This is a genomic window from Brevundimonas sp. AAP58, assembly GCF_001295975.1.
Taxonomy (GTDB): Bacteria; Pseudomonadota; Alphaproteobacteria; order Caulobacterales; family Caulobacteraceae; genus Brevundimonas.
In genome coordinates this window covers 1-16,258 of the sequence record NZ_LJHU01000088.1, presented here as the reverse complement: position 1 = coordinate 16,258, position 16,258 = coordinate 1, and the positions used below count along the sequence as shown (strand labels likewise).

The 16,258-nt window shown below is 69.4% G+C and carries 19 protein-coding genes; 8 read left to right on the top strand and 11 right to left on the bottom strand.

Annotation, left to right across the window (positions count from 1 at the left end; genetic code table 11):
• Positions 1–142: 142 nt before the first annotated feature.
• The gene (locus IP78_RS11585; protein ID WP_054111840.1) at positions 143–1,393 is read left to right on the top strand and encodes an acetyl-CoA hydrolase/transferase family protein; all 1,251 of its coding nucleotides are present in this window, start codon (positions 143–145) and stop codon (positions 1,391–1,393) included.
• Between the two features lie 8 nt (positions 1,394–1,401).
• The gene (locus tag IP78_RS11580; protein ID WP_054111839.1) at positions 1,402–2,115 is read left to right on the top strand and encodes a GntR family transcriptional regulator; all 714 of its coding nucleotides are present in this window, start codon (positions 1,402–1,404) and stop codon (positions 2,113–2,115) included.
• A 127-nt stretch (positions 2,116–2,242) separates the two neighbouring features.
• Here the strand turns inward: IP78_RS11580 and IP78_RS11575 are convergent, their stop codons facing one another.
• The 9 genes from IP78_RS11575 to IP78_RS11535 all read right to left on the bottom strand — a co-directional run bounded on the left by IP78_RS11575 (position 2,243) and on the right by IP78_RS11535 (position 10,031).
• Positions 2,243–3,370, bottom strand: a complete 1,128-nt coding sequence (locus IP78_RS11575; protein WP_054111838.1) for a CaiB/BaiF CoA-transferase family protein — start codon at positions 3,368–3,370, stop codon at positions 2,243–2,245.
• Positions 3,367–4,509: a CaiB/BaiF CoA-transferase family protein gene (locus tag IP78_RS11570; protein ID WP_054111837.1), complete on the bottom strand. Its 1,143-nt coding sequence runs from the start codon at positions 4,507–4,509 to the stop codon at positions 3,367–3,369. The genes IP78_RS11575 and IP78_RS11570 overlap by 4 nt, the downstream gene beginning before the upstream one ends.
• A 175-nt stretch (positions 4,510–4,684) precedes the next feature.
• Positions 4,685–5,878, bottom strand: coding sequence for an acyl-CoA dehydrogenase family protein (locus IP78_RS11565; RefSeq protein ID WP_054111836.1), 1,194 nt, complete (start codon positions 5,876–5,878; stop codon positions 4,685–4,687).
• Position 5,879: 1 nt separating this feature from the next.
• The gene (locus IP78_RS11560; RefSeq protein WP_054111835.1) at positions 5,880–6,401 is read right to left on the bottom strand and encodes a MaoC family dehydratase; all 522 of its coding nucleotides are present in this window, start codon (positions 6,399–6,401) and stop codon (positions 5,880–5,882) included.
• Positions 6,402–7,190: a CoA ester lyase gene (locus IP78_RS11555; protein ID WP_054111834.1), complete on the bottom strand. Its 789-nt coding sequence runs from the start codon at positions 7,188–7,190 to the stop codon at positions 6,402–6,404.
• Positions 7,191–7,384: 194 nt separating this feature from the next.
• On the bottom strand, positions 7,385–8,014 hold the full coding sequence (locus tag IP78_RS11550) for a glutathione S-transferase family protein (RefSeq protein WP_156320388.1): 630 nt from the start codon (positions 8,012–8,014) through the stop codon (positions 7,385–7,387).
• The gene (locus tag IP78_RS11545) at positions 8,011–8,895 is read right to left on the bottom strand and encodes a polysaccharide deacetylase family protein (protein ID WP_054111832.1); all 885 of its coding nucleotides are present in this window, start codon (positions 8,893–8,895) and stop codon (positions 8,011–8,013) included. Before IP78_RS11545 ends, IP78_RS11550 begins: the two co-directional genes overlap by 4 nt.
• The gene (locus IP78_RS11540; protein ID WP_054111831.1) at positions 8,896–9,720 is read right to left on the bottom strand and encodes an SDR family NAD(P)-dependent oxidoreductase; all 825 of its coding nucleotides are present in this window, start codon (positions 9,718–9,720) and stop codon (positions 8,896–8,898) included.
• On the bottom strand, positions 9,720–10,031 hold the full coding sequence (locus IP78_RS11535; protein WP_054111830.1) for an REDY-like protein HapK: 312 nt from the start codon (positions 10,029–10,031) through the stop codon (positions 9,720–9,722). The genes IP78_RS11540 and IP78_RS11535 overlap by 1 nt, the downstream gene beginning before the upstream one ends.
• An 89-nt stretch (positions 10,032–10,120) precedes the next feature.
• On the opposite strand from IP78_RS11535, the gene IP78_RS11530 reads away from it, so the two are divergent.
• From IP78_RS11530 to IP78_RS11520, 3 genes are read left to right on the top strand one after another with little or no spacing between them, the layout of a single operon-like run.
• Positions 10,121–11,350 carry a class I SAM-dependent methyltransferase gene (locus IP78_RS11530; RefSeq protein WP_054111829.1) on the top strand — a complete coding sequence of 410 codons (1,230 nt, stop codon included), beginning with the start codon at positions 10,121–10,123 and terminating at the stop codon, positions 11,348–11,350.
• Entirely contained in the window at positions 11,347–11,709 is a 363-nt protein-coding gene (locus IP78_RS11525; protein WP_054111828.1) for a hypothetical protein, read from the top strand. The genes IP78_RS11530 and IP78_RS11525 overlap by 4 nt, the downstream gene beginning before the upstream one ends.
• A gap of 1 nt (position 11,710) precedes the next feature.
• Complete coding sequence (locus IP78_RS11520; RefSeq protein WP_054111827.1) at positions 11,711–12,196, top strand: VOC family protein; 486 nt, start codon at positions 11,711–11,713, stop codon at positions 12,194–12,196.
• Positions 12,197–12,214: 18 nt separating this feature from the next.
• On the opposite strand, the gene IP78_RS11515 is transcribed toward IP78_RS11520, so the two are convergent.
• Together IP78_RS11515 and IP78_RS11510 are read right to left on the bottom strand one after the other, a co-directional pair.
• Positions 12,215–13,105, bottom strand: coding sequence for a DUF1838 family protein (locus IP78_RS11515; RefSeq protein ID WP_054111826.1), 891 nt, complete (start codon positions 13,103–13,105; stop codon positions 12,215–12,217).
• Between the two features lie 18 nt (positions 13,106–13,123).
• On the bottom strand, positions 13,124–13,426 hold the full coding sequence (locus tag IP78_RS11510) for a DUF1330 domain-containing protein (RefSeq protein ID WP_054111825.1): 303 nt from the start codon (positions 13,424–13,426) through the stop codon (positions 13,124–13,126).
• A 71-nt stretch (positions 13,427–13,497) separates the two neighbouring features.
• On the opposite strand from IP78_RS11510, the gene IP78_RS11505 reads away from it, so the two are divergent.
• The 3 genes from IP78_RS11505 to IP78_RS11495 all read left to right on the top strand — a co-directional run.
• Positions 13,498–14,376: a VOC family protein gene (locus tag IP78_RS11505; protein WP_054111824.1), complete on the top strand. Its 879-nt coding sequence runs from the start codon at positions 13,498–13,500 to the stop codon at positions 14,374–14,376.
• Positions 14,373–15,371, top strand: a complete 999-nt coding sequence (locus IP78_RS11500) for an NADP-dependent oxidoreductase (protein WP_054111823.1) — start codon at positions 14,373–14,375, stop codon at positions 15,369–15,371. The genes IP78_RS11505 and IP78_RS11500 overlap by 4 nt, the downstream gene beginning before the upstream one ends.
• The coding region (locus tag IP78_RS11495; protein WP_197272449.1) for an alpha/beta hydrolase at positions 15,368–16,258 on the top strand (891 nt) is incomplete at its 3' end. The genes IP78_RS11500 and IP78_RS11495, both read left to right, overlap by 4 nt.

Sequence of the window (16,258 nt, the reverse complement as noted above, 5' to 3'; positions counted from 1 at the left end):
CGGGTCCGCGCCCGGTCCTCGGCCGAGACCGGCCGGGCCAGCAGCTCCGCCAGCCGTTCGGTGATGGAGGACAAATGTCCGGACATATGCTGTTATCGCGTCCCCGGCCCTCGCCGGTCAAGCCGGAGCGCGCCCTCTGACCATGCCGATCACCGTGACGATGGACGCCGCGATCGACGCGCTCAAGGCGGCTATGCCGGAGGGCGGCCGCGTCTTCATCCCTGGCTGCGCGGGAGAGCCGCTGGGGTTCGCGGATGCGCTGGCGCGGCGGCCTGAAGCGGCGGCGGGGCTGACGTTCGAGGGGGTCTGGATTCCCGGCGTCAACCGCACCGACTGGGCGGGCCTGCACGACGAGGCGCGGGCCGAGGCCATCTTCGTGGCGCCCGAGTGGCGGGACAGTTTCGCGGCCGGGCGGCTGGCGTTTTCGCCCCTGACCTACACCCAGGTGTGGCGACGGCTGTCGGAGCGGGCCTTCGAGGCGGGACTCTTCACCGTCGCGCCGCCGGGAGCCGACAGCCTTTGCAGCCTGGGCGTCGCCGCCGACTTCAGCCCGGCGGTGTTCGAGCGGACGCGGGTCCGCATCGGCCTGATTCACGTCGGGATGCCCACCGTGCGCGACGGGCCGACCGTGCCGCTGGACGCCTTCGACGTGGTGGTGGAGGTCGATACGCCGCTCCCCGGCTATGGCGCGGGCGCGATCGATCCGGTCAGCGCCGCCATCGCCGCGAGGGTCGCCGGGCTGATCCCTGAGGGCGCGACCGTGCAGACGGGGCTGGGCAAGATCGGGGTGGCGACGCTGGCGGCGCTCGGCGACCGGCGGGGGCTGCGGGTCCACTCCGGCATGGTGACGGAGCCGCTGATCGACCTGCTGGATCGAGATGCGGTGGATGCCGTGACGACCGGCGTGGCGCTGGGGTCGTCCGCCCTCTATGCCCGCGCCGCCGACGATCCGCGCATGCGGTTCCGGCCCGTCGGAGAGACCCACGCCATCTCGACGCTGGCCGCCATCCCGCGCTTCGTCGCCGTCAACTCGGCTATCGAGGTCGATCTGTTCGGCCAGGTGAACGCCGAATGGATGGACGGGCGGCAAGTCTCCGGAGCGGGCGGGCTGATCGACTTCCTGCGCGGGGCCTGGGCGTCGGACGGCGGCCTGCCCGTGGTCGCCCTGCCCGCCTCGACGAAGGGAGACGCGCTGAGCCGCATCGTGCCCCGCCTGTCCTGCCCGCCCAGCGTCGGGCGGGGCGATCCGGTCGTGGTGGTGACCGAGCATGGCGTGGCCGATCTGCGCGGCCTGTCCATCGACGCGCGAGCGCAGGCCCTGATCGCCGTCGCCTCACCCGCGCACCGCGACCGGTTGGCCGACGACTGGTCGGCGATGCGCCAGGCGATGTAGGAAACAGGATGGCCGCGCCCCGATATCGCCAGCTCGCTGACACGCTTCGTTCCGCGATCGCGCGGGGGGACTATGCGGTCGGGTCGCAGTTGCCGCCCGAGCTGGAGCTGGCCGAGACCCACGGAGTGTCGCGGCATACGGCCCGGGACGCCATCCGCCTGCTGACCGAGGCCGGGCTGATCGCGCGGCGGCGCGGGGCGGGAACGACGGTGATCGCGGCGGCCAGTCCCTCCGCCTATGTCCAGCCCTTGGGTGGGGTCGAGGACCTGATGCAGTACGCCCAGACGGCGAAGCTCAAGGTGCTGGCGCAGAAGGAACGCCGGCTGACCCCGGACGAGGCCGCGCGGATCGGCGGCGACGTCGAGCGGGCCTGGCTGGTGATCGACGGGCTGCGGATCGCCGAGGCCCTGCCGCTGGCCTTGTCGCGGATCTATGTACCCCAGCCGTTCACGGGGGTGGCGGGGGACCTGGGCGAAGGGCGCAGCGTCCATGCCCTGCTGGACGAAAGGTTCGGCGTCGCGGCCGGGCGAATCGATCAGGAGATCACGGCGGAGCTGCTGTCCGCCGCTGACGCCAGGGCGCTGAAGGCTGAGGCGGGCGGGGCGGCGTTGCGGACGCTGCGACGCTATCATGGGGACGACGGGGCGCTGATCCTGGCGTCGGACTCGGTCCATCCGGGCGGGCGGTTCGTCTATGCGATGACGTATCGGCGGGAGGGGTAGAACAATCCTCCCTCGCGAAGCAGGGGAGGGAGACCGCGAAGCGGTGGAGGGGGCAGGGCCAGACACGGTGTGCGCGTCCGCCCCCTCCACCACCCTTCGGGTGGTCCCCCTCCCCCGTTTCGCTTCGCTACTCGGGGGAGGATTTCAGGCGTGCGCGGAGCTCCGCCCCGTGCTCGTCCATCTCTGGCACACGCGGATCGATCACCGCCGGCTCCTCCCGAAAGCGGATCGGCGTTCCGACGATCTCGTTCCCCTCGGCGTCGCGGGCGAGCATGCCGCGCACCTGTAGAGCCGGGTCCTCAAAGGCGTCCTTCAGCGTGCGGACCGGGGCCCAGCAGACGTCCTTGTCGGCGAACCAGAACTCCCACTCCGCCAGGGTCCGCGCCGCGAAGGCCTCGCGCAGGAAGGCCCTCAGCGGCTCCTGCCCCGGGCCAGGCGGCAGCTCGGCGTAATGGATCAGGTCCTCGCGCCCGAGCGGCGTCAGCAGGTTCCGCGCGAACTTCACCTCGGCCCCGCCCAGCGCGAGCCAGCGATCGTCGGCGGTGCGGTAGAGGCCGTACATGGCGTTGCCGCCCCAGGAGCGTTGGTCCTTGACGACGTGAGCCTCGCCAGTGGCGAAGATCCGGCCCGTGACGTTGGGCGTCCAGGCGAGGACGCTGTCGAACATGGCGACGTCGAGGTAGTCGCCCTGCCCGGTCTCGCGTTTGCGTAGCAGCGCCATGAGCACGCCGGACAGGGCCGTCAGGGACGCCAGCGCGTCCGCCACCGGCATGGCGGGCATGGCGGGCAGGCCGTCCTGGCCCTCGTTCAGCGACACGACCCCCGCCAGCGCCTGGACGGCCACGTCGTGCGCGGGCCGGTCGCGGTAGGGGCCGTCCTGACCGAAGGCGGAGATAGCGCAATAAACCACGCCCGGATTGATCGTCCGAACCGAGTCGTAGTCCACGCCCAGCCGATTCGCCACGCCGGGTCGGAAGGCCTCGACCACCACATCGGCCTCGGCGGCCAGGCTCATGAAAACAGCATGATCCGCTGGGTCCTTCAGGTTCAGCTGAATGGAACGCTTGCCGCGATGGGTATTCCTGAACCAGACGCTCTCGCCGCCTTTGCGATAGCCGACGTGACGGGTCGGCTCGCCCTCCCCGGCCGGTTCGACCTTGACGACCTCGGCGCCGTGGTCGGCCATCATCAGGGTCAGCATCGGCCCCGGCAGGAAAAGGCTGAGGTCGAGAACCTTGACGCCCTCGAGCTTCACCGGCCCAGCACCTTCGCCGTCTGCTCGCCCAGCTTGGGCGCCCGAACGCCGGGAGCGCGTTCGCCGTCGATCTTCACCGGGCTGGCCAGCATCTTAAGCCCGCCGTCGCGGTCGGGGTGATCGACCACGTCGCGCATCCCGACCTCGGCGACAAAGGGGTTAGAAAGCGCCTCGGCCACGTCGCGGACCGGGGCGAAAGGGACTTTGCCGCCGAGCACGGCCAGCCATTTGTCGGTCGTGCGGGTCGAGGTCACGGCGTCCACCGCCTCGCTGAGCGCGGCGAGGTTCGCGCGACGGGACGGAATGTCGGCGAACCGTGGGTCGGACTTCAGATGGGCCGCGCCGGCCAGCTCGCAGAACCGATCCCAGAATTTGGGCGTCTGGCACATCAGCAGGCCCCAGCCGTCCCGAGTCTTCACCAGCTGCGACGGGGCGATCGAGGGGTGGGCGCCGCGCGGCAGGCGGCCGACGTCGTGGCCCTCGTTCATGGCCCAGACGGCGGGATACGACAACTGATGCAGCGCCACGTCGAACAGGCTGACGTCCACGTCGCAGCCGACGCCCGTCTCGCGCGCCTTCAGGATCGCGCTGACGGTCGCCATGGCCCACATGGTCCCCGTCATGAAGTCGACCATCGACAGCCCGAACCGCGTGGGCGGGGCGTCGGGCTCTCCGGTCAGGCTCATGAAGCCGGCCTCGGCCTGCATGAGGTAGTCGTAGCCGGGCCAGGCCTGGCGGCTGTTGTTCCGCCCATAGGCCGACAGGTGGGCGCAGACGATGGACGGCTTGATCGCCTTCAGCGCCGGATAATCGATCCGCATCTTGGCCGGCTGATCGCCGCGCAGATTGTTGACGACCGCGTCCGCCGACTGGACCAGCCGCTCGAAGTCGGCGCGGCCCTCCGGCGTCTTGATCTCCAGCGCAACGGAGGACTTGGAGCGCGAGAAGGTCTGGAAGAACTGGCTGTCGCCTTCGCCCAGGAAGTAGGGCCCGGTCTGGCGCGACACGTCCCCGCCCATGGACGGTGCCTCGATCTTGATGACCTCGGCGCCGAGCTCGGCCATCAGCATGGTGCCGTAGGGGCCGGCTCCGTACTGCTCGACCGCGAGGACGCGGACGCCGGAGAGCGGGCGGGTCATCAGCCTATCCCTCCCCGGAACGGGGAGGGTCCTCGCGCAGCGAGGGGGGGGGGGCGGCATGGCGATGCAATGGTGAAGTCAGAGTGTGGGTCGCAGGGCCGCCCCCACCCGGTCTCCGCTTCGCTTCGACCACCCTCCCCCGCAGGGGGAGGGAGAACGTCCGTCGCCATCGCCCTCACACCTTGTTCCTCGCCACCAGCTGTTTGGCGATGATGATGCGCTGCATCTCGTTGGTGCCCTCGCCGATGCACATCAGGGGCGCGTCGCGGTACAGTCGCTCGATGACATATTCCTTGGAATAGCCATAGCCGCCGTGGATGCGCATCGCCTCGGTGGCGACCTCGACCGCAGTCTCGGAAGCGAAATATTTCGCCATGCCGGCCTCCATGTCGATGCGGCCACCGGCATCGAAGGCGCGGGCGGCGTCCTCGACCAGCAGTTCGGCCGCGCGAGTCCGGGCCGCCATGTCGCCGAGTTTCAGCTGGATCGCCTGGTGTTCGGCGATCGGCTTGCCCATGGTCTTGCGGGTCTGGGCGTAGATGACGCTCTCCTTCAGCGCCCGCTTGGCGATGCCGACCGAGCGGGCGGCGATGTTGACGCGGCCAATTTCCAGGCCCCCCGTCGCCATCAGGAAGCCCTTGCCCTCCTCGCCGCCGACAAGGCTGAGCTCGGCGTCGCAGCGATAGCCGTCGAAGATGAACTCGCCGGAATCGATGCCCTTGTAGCCGAGCTTCTCCAGCTTCTTGCCGTTGGAAATGCCCGGCAGCGGCGCCTTGGTTTCCGGGTCGATCTTGGACACGATCAGCATCGACATGCCCTTGTAGCGCGGCTGAGCCTCAGGGTCGGTCTTCACCAGAAGGGCGCAGCAGTGGCCCATTATGGCGTTGGAGATCCAGGTCTTGGTCCCCGTCACGACGTAGTCGGAGCCGTCGCGCGTGGCGACCGTGCGGATGGCCTGGAGGTCGGTGCCCGCGTCGGGCTCGGTCAGGCCGAGACCACCGCGCATCTCGCCGGTGACGAACTTCGGAAGCCAGTATTCCCGTTGTTTCTGCGTGCCGAAGCGCTGGACGACGGTGGCCATCATCAGGTGGGAGTTGAAGATGCCCGTCAGGCTCATCCACTCCTCGGCGATGCGCATGACGATGCGCGAATAGGTCGTCGCCGACAGGCCCAGACCCCCGTATTCCGGATCGACGATGGCCCCGAACAGGCCCAGCTCGGCCATGTCGTCGACGAGGTCGGCGGGCCAGATGTCGCCGTGCTCCAGATCCATGGCGACGGGGCGGACCTTCTGCTCGATCCACTTGTCGATGGCGTCCAGGATGGCGCGTTCGTCGGCGTCGGAGATGACGGGCGAGTGAACGTTCATGTCAGTAGGTCCCGACCTTGTCCTCGACCGCGTTGCCACGGGCCGGGATCAGCATGTTGCGCACGAAGGTGCAGACCTGGACCCCGTCCTGGTTCAGGCCGATCGTGCGGATGGTGACGATGCCCTGACCCGGCCGCGACTGGCTCTCGCGCTTGGCCAGCACCTCGCTCTCGCCATAGATGGTGTCGCCGGCGAAGACCGGGGCGGTGAACTTGACCTCGTCCATGCCGAGGTTGGCGATGGCCTTCTGGCTGCAGTCGGTGACGCTCATGCCGATCAGCAGGGCGAGGGTGTAGGGGCTGACCACGATGTTCCGCTTGAACTCCGAAGCCTTGGCGAACTCAGCGTCGAAATGCATCGGGTGGGTGTTCATCGTCATGAGCGTGAACAGATGGTTGTCGTACTCCGTCACCGTCTTGCCGGGGCGGTGCTCATAGACGTCGCCGACGATGAAGTCCTCGAAGTAGCGGCCGAAGGTCTCGCGGTAACGTTGCGGGCCAACTTCCTTGAATTGCTGCACCATTCAGGCGTCTCCGACGTGTTCGAGCGTGCGCCGCGCGGCGCGGATCAGGGGTTTCTCGACAAGCTTGCCGTCCAGCAGGGCGGCTCCGCCCCCGGCCGCCTCGAAAGCGTCGAGCACGCGGCGGGCACGGGCGATCTCGGCCTCTGTCGGGGTGAAGACGGCGTGGACCGGGGCGATCTGGGACGGGTGGATGCAGGCCCGGCCGGTGAAGCCCATGGCCTTGATGCGGCGGGTCGAGGCGATCAGGTCGGCCTCGTCGGCGATGTCGAGGTGGGGCACGTCCAGCAGCTCAACCCCCGCCCGGGCGCAGGCGGCGGCCAGTACGCCTCGCGCATGGAACAACGGCTCCCACTCCATGGTGCAGCCCAGGTCGGCGGCGTAGTCGGCCCCGCCGAACAGGACGCCCGCGACGCCTGGGGCGGCGGCGATCTCCCAGGCGGCGTGCAGGCCCTCGGCGCTCTCGACGATGGGCCAAAGCGGGGCGTCGGTCGCGGCGCGCACGGCACCGACATCGGCGGCGGACGCCGCTTTGGGGATCATGACGAAGACGGGATTGGCCCCGCTCAGCGCGGCGAGGTCGGCCTCGCCGTCCGCCGTGCCGACCGCGTTGACCCTCAGTCCGAACCGGCCGTCCAGCGCCGCGACGGCCGCAGCGCGCGCCCCCTCCTTACCATCCGGCGGCACGGCGTCCTCCAGGTCGATGCAGACGGCGTCGGCCCCCGCCCCGGCCGCCTTGTCGAAGCGGTCGGGCCGCGAACCGGGCACGAACAAGAGGGAGCGATAGGCCATGACGCCTCGGACCAAATGTCCGGACATTTAACGACAGCGACGCGGATCGGTCAATCTCACTCTTCCGCTCATCCCGGCGAAAGCCGGGACCCAGTTCTTGACTGAGGCGAGATGTTGGATTGGCTGCGGTGCGAACATCGGAGCACCGATCGCCCAAAGCACTGGGTCCCGGCTTTCGCCGGGATGAGCGGAGATCAGGAAGACCCGGTCGCCATTCCCCGCTGGACCGCCGGCCTTTTGGCCACCGCGTCGTACCAGCGCCGGAGCGATGGGTAGCCCTCCAGCCAGCCATCCAGACGCCTCGCCGAGGTCGCGACGACCGGGAACAGCAGGCAGTCGACGACGCTGAACGCCCCGCCGCAGACCCACTCCTGCTTCGCCAGACGCGCCTCAAACACGTCCAGCGATCGCCGCGCGCCGCTGGTCATGGTCTCGATCAGCCAGGGATCCGGCGTCGGTGCCAGTTGGGTGGCGAAGAACTGCATGGCGAAGGGCATGGCGACCGAGGAGGAGATGGCGGCGGCCCACATCATCTGCTCGGCGCGGATCGCCGGGTCGTCGGAGATCAGACCATTCGCACCCTTCTCGGCGGCGTACCAGGCGATGGCCAGGGTCTCCGCCAGTACCAGGGGTCGCCCGCCCGGCCCGTCCGGATCGCGCATCGCCGGGGCCTTGCCGAAGGGATTGAGCGCCAGGAACTCCGGCGTGCGGTGCTCGCCCTTCGTCAGGTCGATCATGGTCGCCCGGTAGGGCAGCCCGGCTTCTTCCAGAGCGATGTGAACCTTCTGGCCGTTGGCGGTGGGGACAGACCAGAGCTCGATCATGCGGCGGGCGGCGGCACGGCGGCGGCGAAGGCTTCGGCGACCTTCGCGCGGCTGGTGATCCACACGCCGGGCTTGCCGGCAATGTGCTCCAGGAATCCTCGGAAGGCCCCGATCCGTCCGGGCCGGCCGATGATGCGCAGATGCAGCCCCAGGCTCATCATCTTGGTCTCCCCGTCCATGGCCTCGGCGTGCATCTGGTCGAAGGTGTCGGTGGCGTACTGTAGCCAGTCGCGCGCCGTCAGCGCCGGGGCCAGCCAGAACTTCATGTCGTTGGAGTCCAGCGCATAGGGCAGGATGACGATGGGCTTCTTGCCCTCCGCCGTCTCGACCATGTCCCAGAAGGGGAAGTCGTCGGAGTAGTCGTCCATGTGATAGGCGAACCCCTCCTCGACCAGCAGCCGCCGGGTCGCCTCGGTGTGCAGATAGCGGCTGAGCCAGCCGGCCGGGCGCTTGCCCGTGGTCCGCTCGATGGACTGCCAGCCCTTCCTGATGAAATCCCGTTCCTTCTCTTCGTCCATCCAGAACTGGTGAGCCCAGCGCCAGCCGTGGCAGCAGACCTCGTCGCCCCGCGCCACGATTTTCGCCGCCAGCTCCGGTGCCCGCTCCAGCGCCAGCGCCGCCGCGGTCCAGGTCGCCTCGATGCGGTGCTCGTCCAGGAGCTTCAGGATGCGCGGCGCGCCGGCCTTGATGCCGTACTGGTAGTTCGACTCATTGCCGTGCATCCGCATCGGCCGCTTGGGCACGGCGGACAGTTCGTCGACCGGCTCCGGCCCCTTGTCGCCGTCGCGTATGTTCTGCTCGGCCCCCTCCTCGACATTGACGACGATGGACAGGGCCAGGCGATGGCCGCCGGGCCAGGCGAAGTCAGCGGGCGCGGGCATTCAGTGGGGCTCCTCGCCGCCGGAGACGTTCAGGCTCTCGGCAGTGATGTACTTCGCCTCGTCCGAGCACAGGAAGGCGACGGCGTCGGCGGTGTCCTCGGGCAGGCCGGGGCGGCGCAGCGGGATGCGGTTGGCCATGGCCGTTAGATACTCTTCGACCGAGTCGGCCCCGACCACCTTGGCGAAATACTCGTTCTGCCAGGCGCCCAGGCCGGTGGTGACGTGGTTGGGGCAGACGTTGTTCAGCGTGATCCCGTGCGGCCCCAGCTCGATCGCCGCCGAGCGCGTCAGGCCGACCAGGCCATGCTTGGAGGCCGTATAGGCCTGGGCATGCGGAAAGCCCGACTTGGCGGCCTGGGAGGCGATGTTGACGATCCGCCCGCCCCGTCCCTGCCGGATCATCACCTCCGCCGCCGCCTGGATTCCGTAGAAGCAGCCGGACAGGTTAACGTCGATCACCGCGCGCCAATCGTCGGGCGTGACCTCCATCAGGGGCTTCATGATGTAGCCGATGCCGGCGTTGTTGACCCAGATGTCCAGCCCGCCGTGAGTCTCGACCGCATGGGCAGCGAGCGCCCGGACCTGAGCCGGATCGCGGACGTCGCAGACGCAGGTGGAAGATCCCGGCAGCTCCGCCGCGATGGCCGCCATCTCATCCGTCGCGCCGATCATGGCGCCGGGCGTGGCCGCGTCCTTCGAGGCGCCGATGTCGGAGATGACGACCCGCGCCCCCTCCCCGGCCAGCTTCTTCGCGATGGCCTCGCCGAGTCCCTTGCGGCGGCCCGAGCCCGTGACCACCGCCACCTTGCCGTCGAAGCGCCCCATCAGAGCGCCTTGGTGACCAGGAAGGTCACGTCGACCATCGACTGGAACTCGCCCGCGATCTTCTGGGCGCCGGGCAGGGAGACCTCCTCGAAGAAGCGGCCCATGTCGTTGACGTCGATGGTCTCGATGTAGGCGTACGGCGGCGCGGCGTCGGACCCGAGCAGGCCCTCGACCTTCTGCACCTGAAAGTCGTCGACCGAGCTCATGGCGCGCACGGCCGGGATGTCGGTCGCCCTGGCCCAGGCTTCATAGGTCGCCGGGTCCTGGCCCGGCTTCAGGTTGAACAGGGCGAAGATTCGGGTGGCGGCCATGTGCGTCATCCTGGAAGCTGGAGGAACCCTCGACGGGTAAATGATATAATCCTATATCATTTGCGCGCGGCAAGCCCCGGAGGTCGATCATGGATGGTTCACCCGATCTGAAGAACGCAGGCCCGGCCCAGTCCTATTCGGGTCCACCGGACTATCGCGTGGTGGGTCGGCACGGCGTGTTCCCGGAAACCAGCCACGACGAGATCGCCCGCTTCAACTTCCTCGCCCACATGAACCGGCACCTGTCGACCAAGGTCATGCCGGCGGTGAAGACGGCCTGGGAGCGTCGCGCCGGCCCCGGCTTCGAAGCCCGGGAAGGCCGCGCGCCGAAGGACCGGCATGAAGTTCGGAAGGCCCTGCTGCAGGACCCCTACTACCAGGCCTGGTCGGCGCTGCGACGCGCGACGATGGAACAGCGCCAGCAGGCCGGTCGCTGGATCGCCCTGCGGCAGGCGGAGACGCTGGCGGCCAAGGTCGATGCGCTGACGGCTTCGGGAGACCGGCTGGAGCTCGATCCGGCGCTGCCGATTCCACGCTATGTCACGGCTGTGGATCACCACTGCATGCCGGGCAGCTATCACCGCGAGGTCTTCCCCGGCGACGTCTCGGGCGCGGCCAACTACGACAGCGGCATCTTCGCCACCACGGGCGGGGCGCTCGGCCGGTTCTCCGACGGCGGCGGCCATGCGGTGGTGAAGTGGGTGCGAAAGAACCTGCCGAACTTCCAGCCGCGCCGTATCCTCGATATCGGCGCCAACCTGGGCCAGAACGTGCTGCCGATCGCGGAGGCCTTTCCGGACGCCGAGGTCATCGCGCTGGACGTCGGCGCGCCCATGCTCCGCTACGGCGCGGCGCGGGCGAAGACCATGGGCGTGGAGAATGTCCGCTTCGTTCAGGGCGACGGATCAGACCTTTCGCGCTGGGCCGACGGGTCGTTCGACTGGGTGCAGACGACGATGACGCTGCACGAGCTGTCGCTGACCTCGATGAAGGCCATCTTCCGCGAGACCTTCCGCGTGCTGTCGCCCGGCGGGATCGTGCTCCACGTCGAACAGCCCCAGTACGCCGCCGACATGCCCCTGTTCGAGCAGGCCATGCGCGACTGGGACGCCTTCTACAACAACGAGCCCTTCTGGAGCACGATGCACGAGCTGGACATCGACGGCTTCCTGATCGAGGCGGGCTTCGAGAGGGACCGGCTGATCCACGGCGGCGTCACGGCCGTGGTCGACAAGGACGTCTTCCCCGACGCCGCCGATGACGACGGCGAGGACTATGGGCGCAAGGCCGCCTGGCACGTGATCGGGGCGCGCAAGTGAGTCTGGACCTCGCGCTGGCCTTGTCGTCCGCCAAGCCGGCGGGCAAGCGGCCTTACTTCATGGACCCCGAGGTCGAGCGGGTCCTGAACATCCTGATGGCGACGGTCCAGGAGTTGGCCGTCACGCGCGAGCGGCTGGACACGGTCGAACGACTGCTGGAGGCCAAGGGCGTCGTCGCCCGGTCGGAGATTGAGCGGTTCGAACCGACCAAGGATCAGGCGGCCGAGCGCGGACTGTGGATGCAGGAGTATCTGACCCGCGTGCTGCGCACCCTCCAGCAGGAGGCGGAGGCCATGCAGACCAAAGACGACCTGGCTTCCGAAGAGGTCGCCGTCGAAGTGTCCAAGGCCGACGCCTGAGATGCCGGTCTCCAGCCTGATCCGCTCGGCCGTCTTCTGCTCGAACCTGGAGCGATCGACCGCCTTCTACCACGCGCTCGGCCTCGACGCGGTCTACTTCGAGGGCGACCTCGATCCGGAGTCGTCGCAGGGCGCCTTGCAGGTTCCGGCGGGATCGACCCTGCGCTGCCGAATCCTCAAGCGCGGCGTGGACGCGGCCAACTTCGGCATGGTGGGTCTGTTCGAGCTGACGCCGAGCCCTGAGCCCCTGCCCACCCCGCCCGGCCCGCCGCGGCTGGGCGAGACAGCGCTCGTCTTCTACGCCCAACCCTTCATGGAGGTGCTGACGGCGGCGCGCGAGGCGGGCGCGACCTGGTCGCCCGATCCCATCGTCTTCACCATGCCGCACCGCAGCCAGATGGAAGTCTGCCTGCGCGATCCGGATGGAGTCCTGATCAACCTGATCGACCGCGACCCGTCCGAGCAGTTCCGGACGACGCCCGTCTGACGCCGCCCGGCGTTTCGCCTACTGGGCCGCCGCCCGCTCCGCGTCGAACACCTTCCTGAAGTAGGTCCAGCTGGTCTCGTTGGGCCGCGCGTCATCCAGCGGCGGCGGCGCGACATAGTCTGGATAGTTGGCCGCGATCTCGTCCCTCAGCACCTGGGGCAGGCCGTCGATGCCGTTGGCCATGGTCTGGCCGACCGCGTTGAACACCAGGCCGCCCGGCCGCCCGCCCATCCGCATCCACGGAAGCCACGGCGAGATGCGCACCCAGGCGATGGAGGCGTCCGCGCGTGGCCGCGACGAATCCAGCAGATCGTCTTCCCGGACCGAGAAGTCGAATATCTCCATGGCGTGATACTGGTTGCCAACGTACTCCTGATAGTCGCCGCCCAGCGGGTTCACATAGAACAGCGGAGCCTCGAACGGCAGGAAGACCCAGCCCTGGTTGACCCGGCCAGAGAACCGGAACGGCGACCCGTCCGCCGTCCGCTCATAGGTGGGGCGCGAGTTCACCGGGTCGTTGGCGACATGCACCACCTCGACCTGCTGGTCGGTCTCGGGGTTGGTCCAGGTGCGCAGCACCTCATTGGTGCGCGGATCGAGGTAGAGCATCAGCTCGCGCGACACGAGGCGATATCCCGTCCCCCGCACGGGGTCCGTCACCGTCCCGCACTGGCGCACGTTCATGCCCTCGACGTTGAAGATGTGGCGGTCCGGCACGCCGGGCGCGCGCGCATAGACCCGGCCCGACCAGTGATAGACCACCGGCTCGCCATCGACGGTCGAGCACTGGATCTTGCGGTTCGCTGCGATCGCTCCCGCCGGCGTCGACAGGTCAATCTGCTGGGCGGACGCCGTCATCGGCATCGCCATGGCGACCAGGGCGGCCGAGGCCATCAATGTGCGGATCATGGTCTTCCTCCGGTGGTGTCAGTTGATTTTGGGCGCCTCGACGGCCCAGACCCGGCAGTCGGCGATGTCCTCGCGGAGTTTCTTCACCTCCGCATATTCGGGGCTGTCCCAGAAGGCGCGCAGGGTTGGCATGTCAGGCCATTCGGAAATCACGGCCCCGGCCCCGTCGCCCCAGTCGCCTTCCAGCACCTGGACCCCCGGCCCGCGCAGCAGATATCGCCCGCCGTGCTTCTGGATCAGGGCCGCCGCCGCCTGGCCATAGCCGCTCAGAAACCGCTCGCGGTCTGCGATCTTGGCCAGCACGATCATGTAGGCGGCCATCGGCTCCCCCTTGCTATGGCCACCCTAGCGCGCTCAAATGATATAAATCTATACCATTTCGACGAGGGCCCATGGAACTCCTGCGCGCCGCCACCCTGACCGTCGCTGACCCGGAGGCGACCGCGGCCCGCTACGTCGAGTGGCTGGACTATTCGGTCGTAGAGCGCGGCCCCGTCTCTGCCGACCTCGCCGCCAGCTGGGGTTGCCCGACCTCCGCCGGTCGCGCCTCCGTGGTCTGCCGCCCCGCCTCCGGCGCCGAGGTCTTCCTGCGCTTCGTCGAGGGCGCAACGCCTCCCGACTACAGGCCGCTCCGCACCTACGGCTGGGCCGCCATCGAGATCTGCACCCAGGACACCCACGCGGTGAACGCCCGCATGGAGCGATCCCCCTTCCAGATCATCGGCCCGCCCAAGGAACTGGACGGCCTGCCCGCCATCTTCCCGATGCAGGTGAAGGGGCCGGATCAGGAGATCGTCTACCTGACCCAGATCCGCGACAACCTCCCGGCCTACGACCTGCCACGCGCCGCCAGCCTGATCGACAAGCTGTTCATCATCGTCCTGGCCTGTTCGGATCTTCAGGCCTCGCTGGACTGGTTCGAAACCGAGCTGAAGCTGTCGGCCGGCCGTTCGATGGACCTGGTCTACACCATGATCAACGCCGCCTTCGACCTGCCCGCGGACACGAAGCACACTCTCGCCACCATGGTCCACGACCGCGACTGCTTCCTGGAACTGGACCAGTACCCAGCCACCACGACCGACCGCCCGACCGAGCCCGGGGCCCTGCCCCCCGGAATCGCCATCACCACCTTCCGCCATCCGGACTTCGACGCGCTGAAAGGCTGGATCACCCCGCCCGTCGTCCGCGACGGCACCGTCTACGGCGGCAGGCGCGCGGGCACGCTCCGCGCCCCTGACGGAACCCTGGTCGAGGTGGTCGAGGCATGAGCGACACCGCCCGCGAGGTCGTCCTCGCCCGCCCCGTCACGGCCGCCCCCGTCGCCGCCGACTTCACCGTCGTGACCCGCGTCCGCGTCACGCCCGAAGGCGAAGGCTGGCTGAAGGTCCGCCCCCTCTTCCTCTCGCTCGACCCCTACATCGGTGCCCGCATCCGGGGCCGTCACATGGGCGAGCCCGCGCCCGCCTCCGGCGAGCCCCTGCCCGGCTTCTGCGTCGCGGAGGTTCAGGAGAGCCACGATCCCGCCTTCGCGCCCGGCGACCGGGTCGTCACCGAGGCCGGCTGGACCGACCTCGCCTGGGTCCGCTCTGACACCGCCCGCAAGGTCTCCGCCGACATCGCCCCGTCATTGCATCTCAGCGTGCTCGGCATGCCCGGCCTGACCGCCTGGGCCGGCATGACCCAGCTGGCCAGGACCGGCGACGGCGACCTCCTGACCGTGAACGCCGCGGCCGGGACCGTCGGCGGGGTCGCGGGTCAGATCGCGAGGAACCTCGGCGGCCGCGCCGTCGGCATCGCGGGCGGACCGGTGAAGTGCGCCCTCGTCGTCGAACGCTACGGCTTCGACGCCTGCATCGACTACCGCGCCGCCGACTGGGAGGCCCAGGTCGCCTCGGCCGTCGCGCCCGGCTCCACCATCCATTTCGAGAACGTCGGCGCGGGCCAGCTCGCCGTCGGCATCAGGAACCTGAAACCCTACGGCCGCGTCGTCCTGTGCGGCCTCGCCGACCACTATCAGGCCGACGCCGGCCCCGCCGTCACCGCCATCGGCCCCCTCGTCGGCAAGCGCGCCGCCGTCTTCGGGCTCGTCGTCTATGACTTCTACCCGCGCTGGGCCGAATGGACCGCGCTCGCCGAGCCCTGGGTCAAGCAAGGCCGTCTCACCATCGCCGAGGACGTCGGCCAGGGCCTCGACAGCGCGGGCCGCCAGCTGGAACGCCTCATGCGCGGCGAGAACGTCGGCAAGACCCTGGTCCGGGTGTGATCCGCCCCGGCGGCGAGCGCGGCTTCGTCACGGTCGACGGCCGCCGCGTCCTGATCCGCCGCTATGGACGAGGCCCCGCCGTCCTCGTCATCCACGGCTCGCCCCAATCCTCCCGCGCCGTCGAGGCCGTCTGCCGGGCCATCGCCGCGCGCGGCCTGACCGCCCTCGCCCCCGACACCCCCGGCGCCGGGGCGTCGGACCCCCTGCCGATCGCCGATCCTGACAGCGCCGACTTCGCCCGCGCCCTGCATCGCCTGACCGAAACCCTAGGCCTCTCCCGCGTCGGCCTCTACGGCTTCCACACCGGCGCCGCGACCGCCGCCAGCTTCGCCGCCCTGTTCCCCAACAGCACCGCCGCCCTCGTCTGCGACGGCCTGCCCGCCTGGACCGAGGCCGAGCGCGCCCGCTTCCTCGCCGACTACCTCCCGCCGTTCCAGCCAGCGTGGGACGGCTCCCACATGGCCTGGCTGTGGGCGCGGATGGAGGCCCAGACCGTCTTCTTCCCCTGGCATTCGACCGACCCGGCCGAACGCATGGCCATGGCCGTCTCCTCGCCCGAACACATCCATGCCAACGCCATGGACCTGCTGGCGACCGGCGACGCCTACCGCCCCGTCTACCGCGCCGCCTTCACCTTTCGAGCCGAGGCCGTCGCCGACCGCTTGCCCCCGCACAGCCTGATCGCCTGCGCCGCCTCCGACATCCTGGCGGCCCACCTCGATCGTCCCGCGCTGGCCGGTCGCGGCGTGATCCTGCCCGACATCCCGGCGCTCCACGCTGCCGCCGCCGAGCACCTGGCGGCCCATCCGGGCGCCCTCGCGCCCGACCGCATCGGCGAGGGCTTCCTCGCGCTCCGCGACGAACGGCTCGCCGTGCACCGCCTGTCC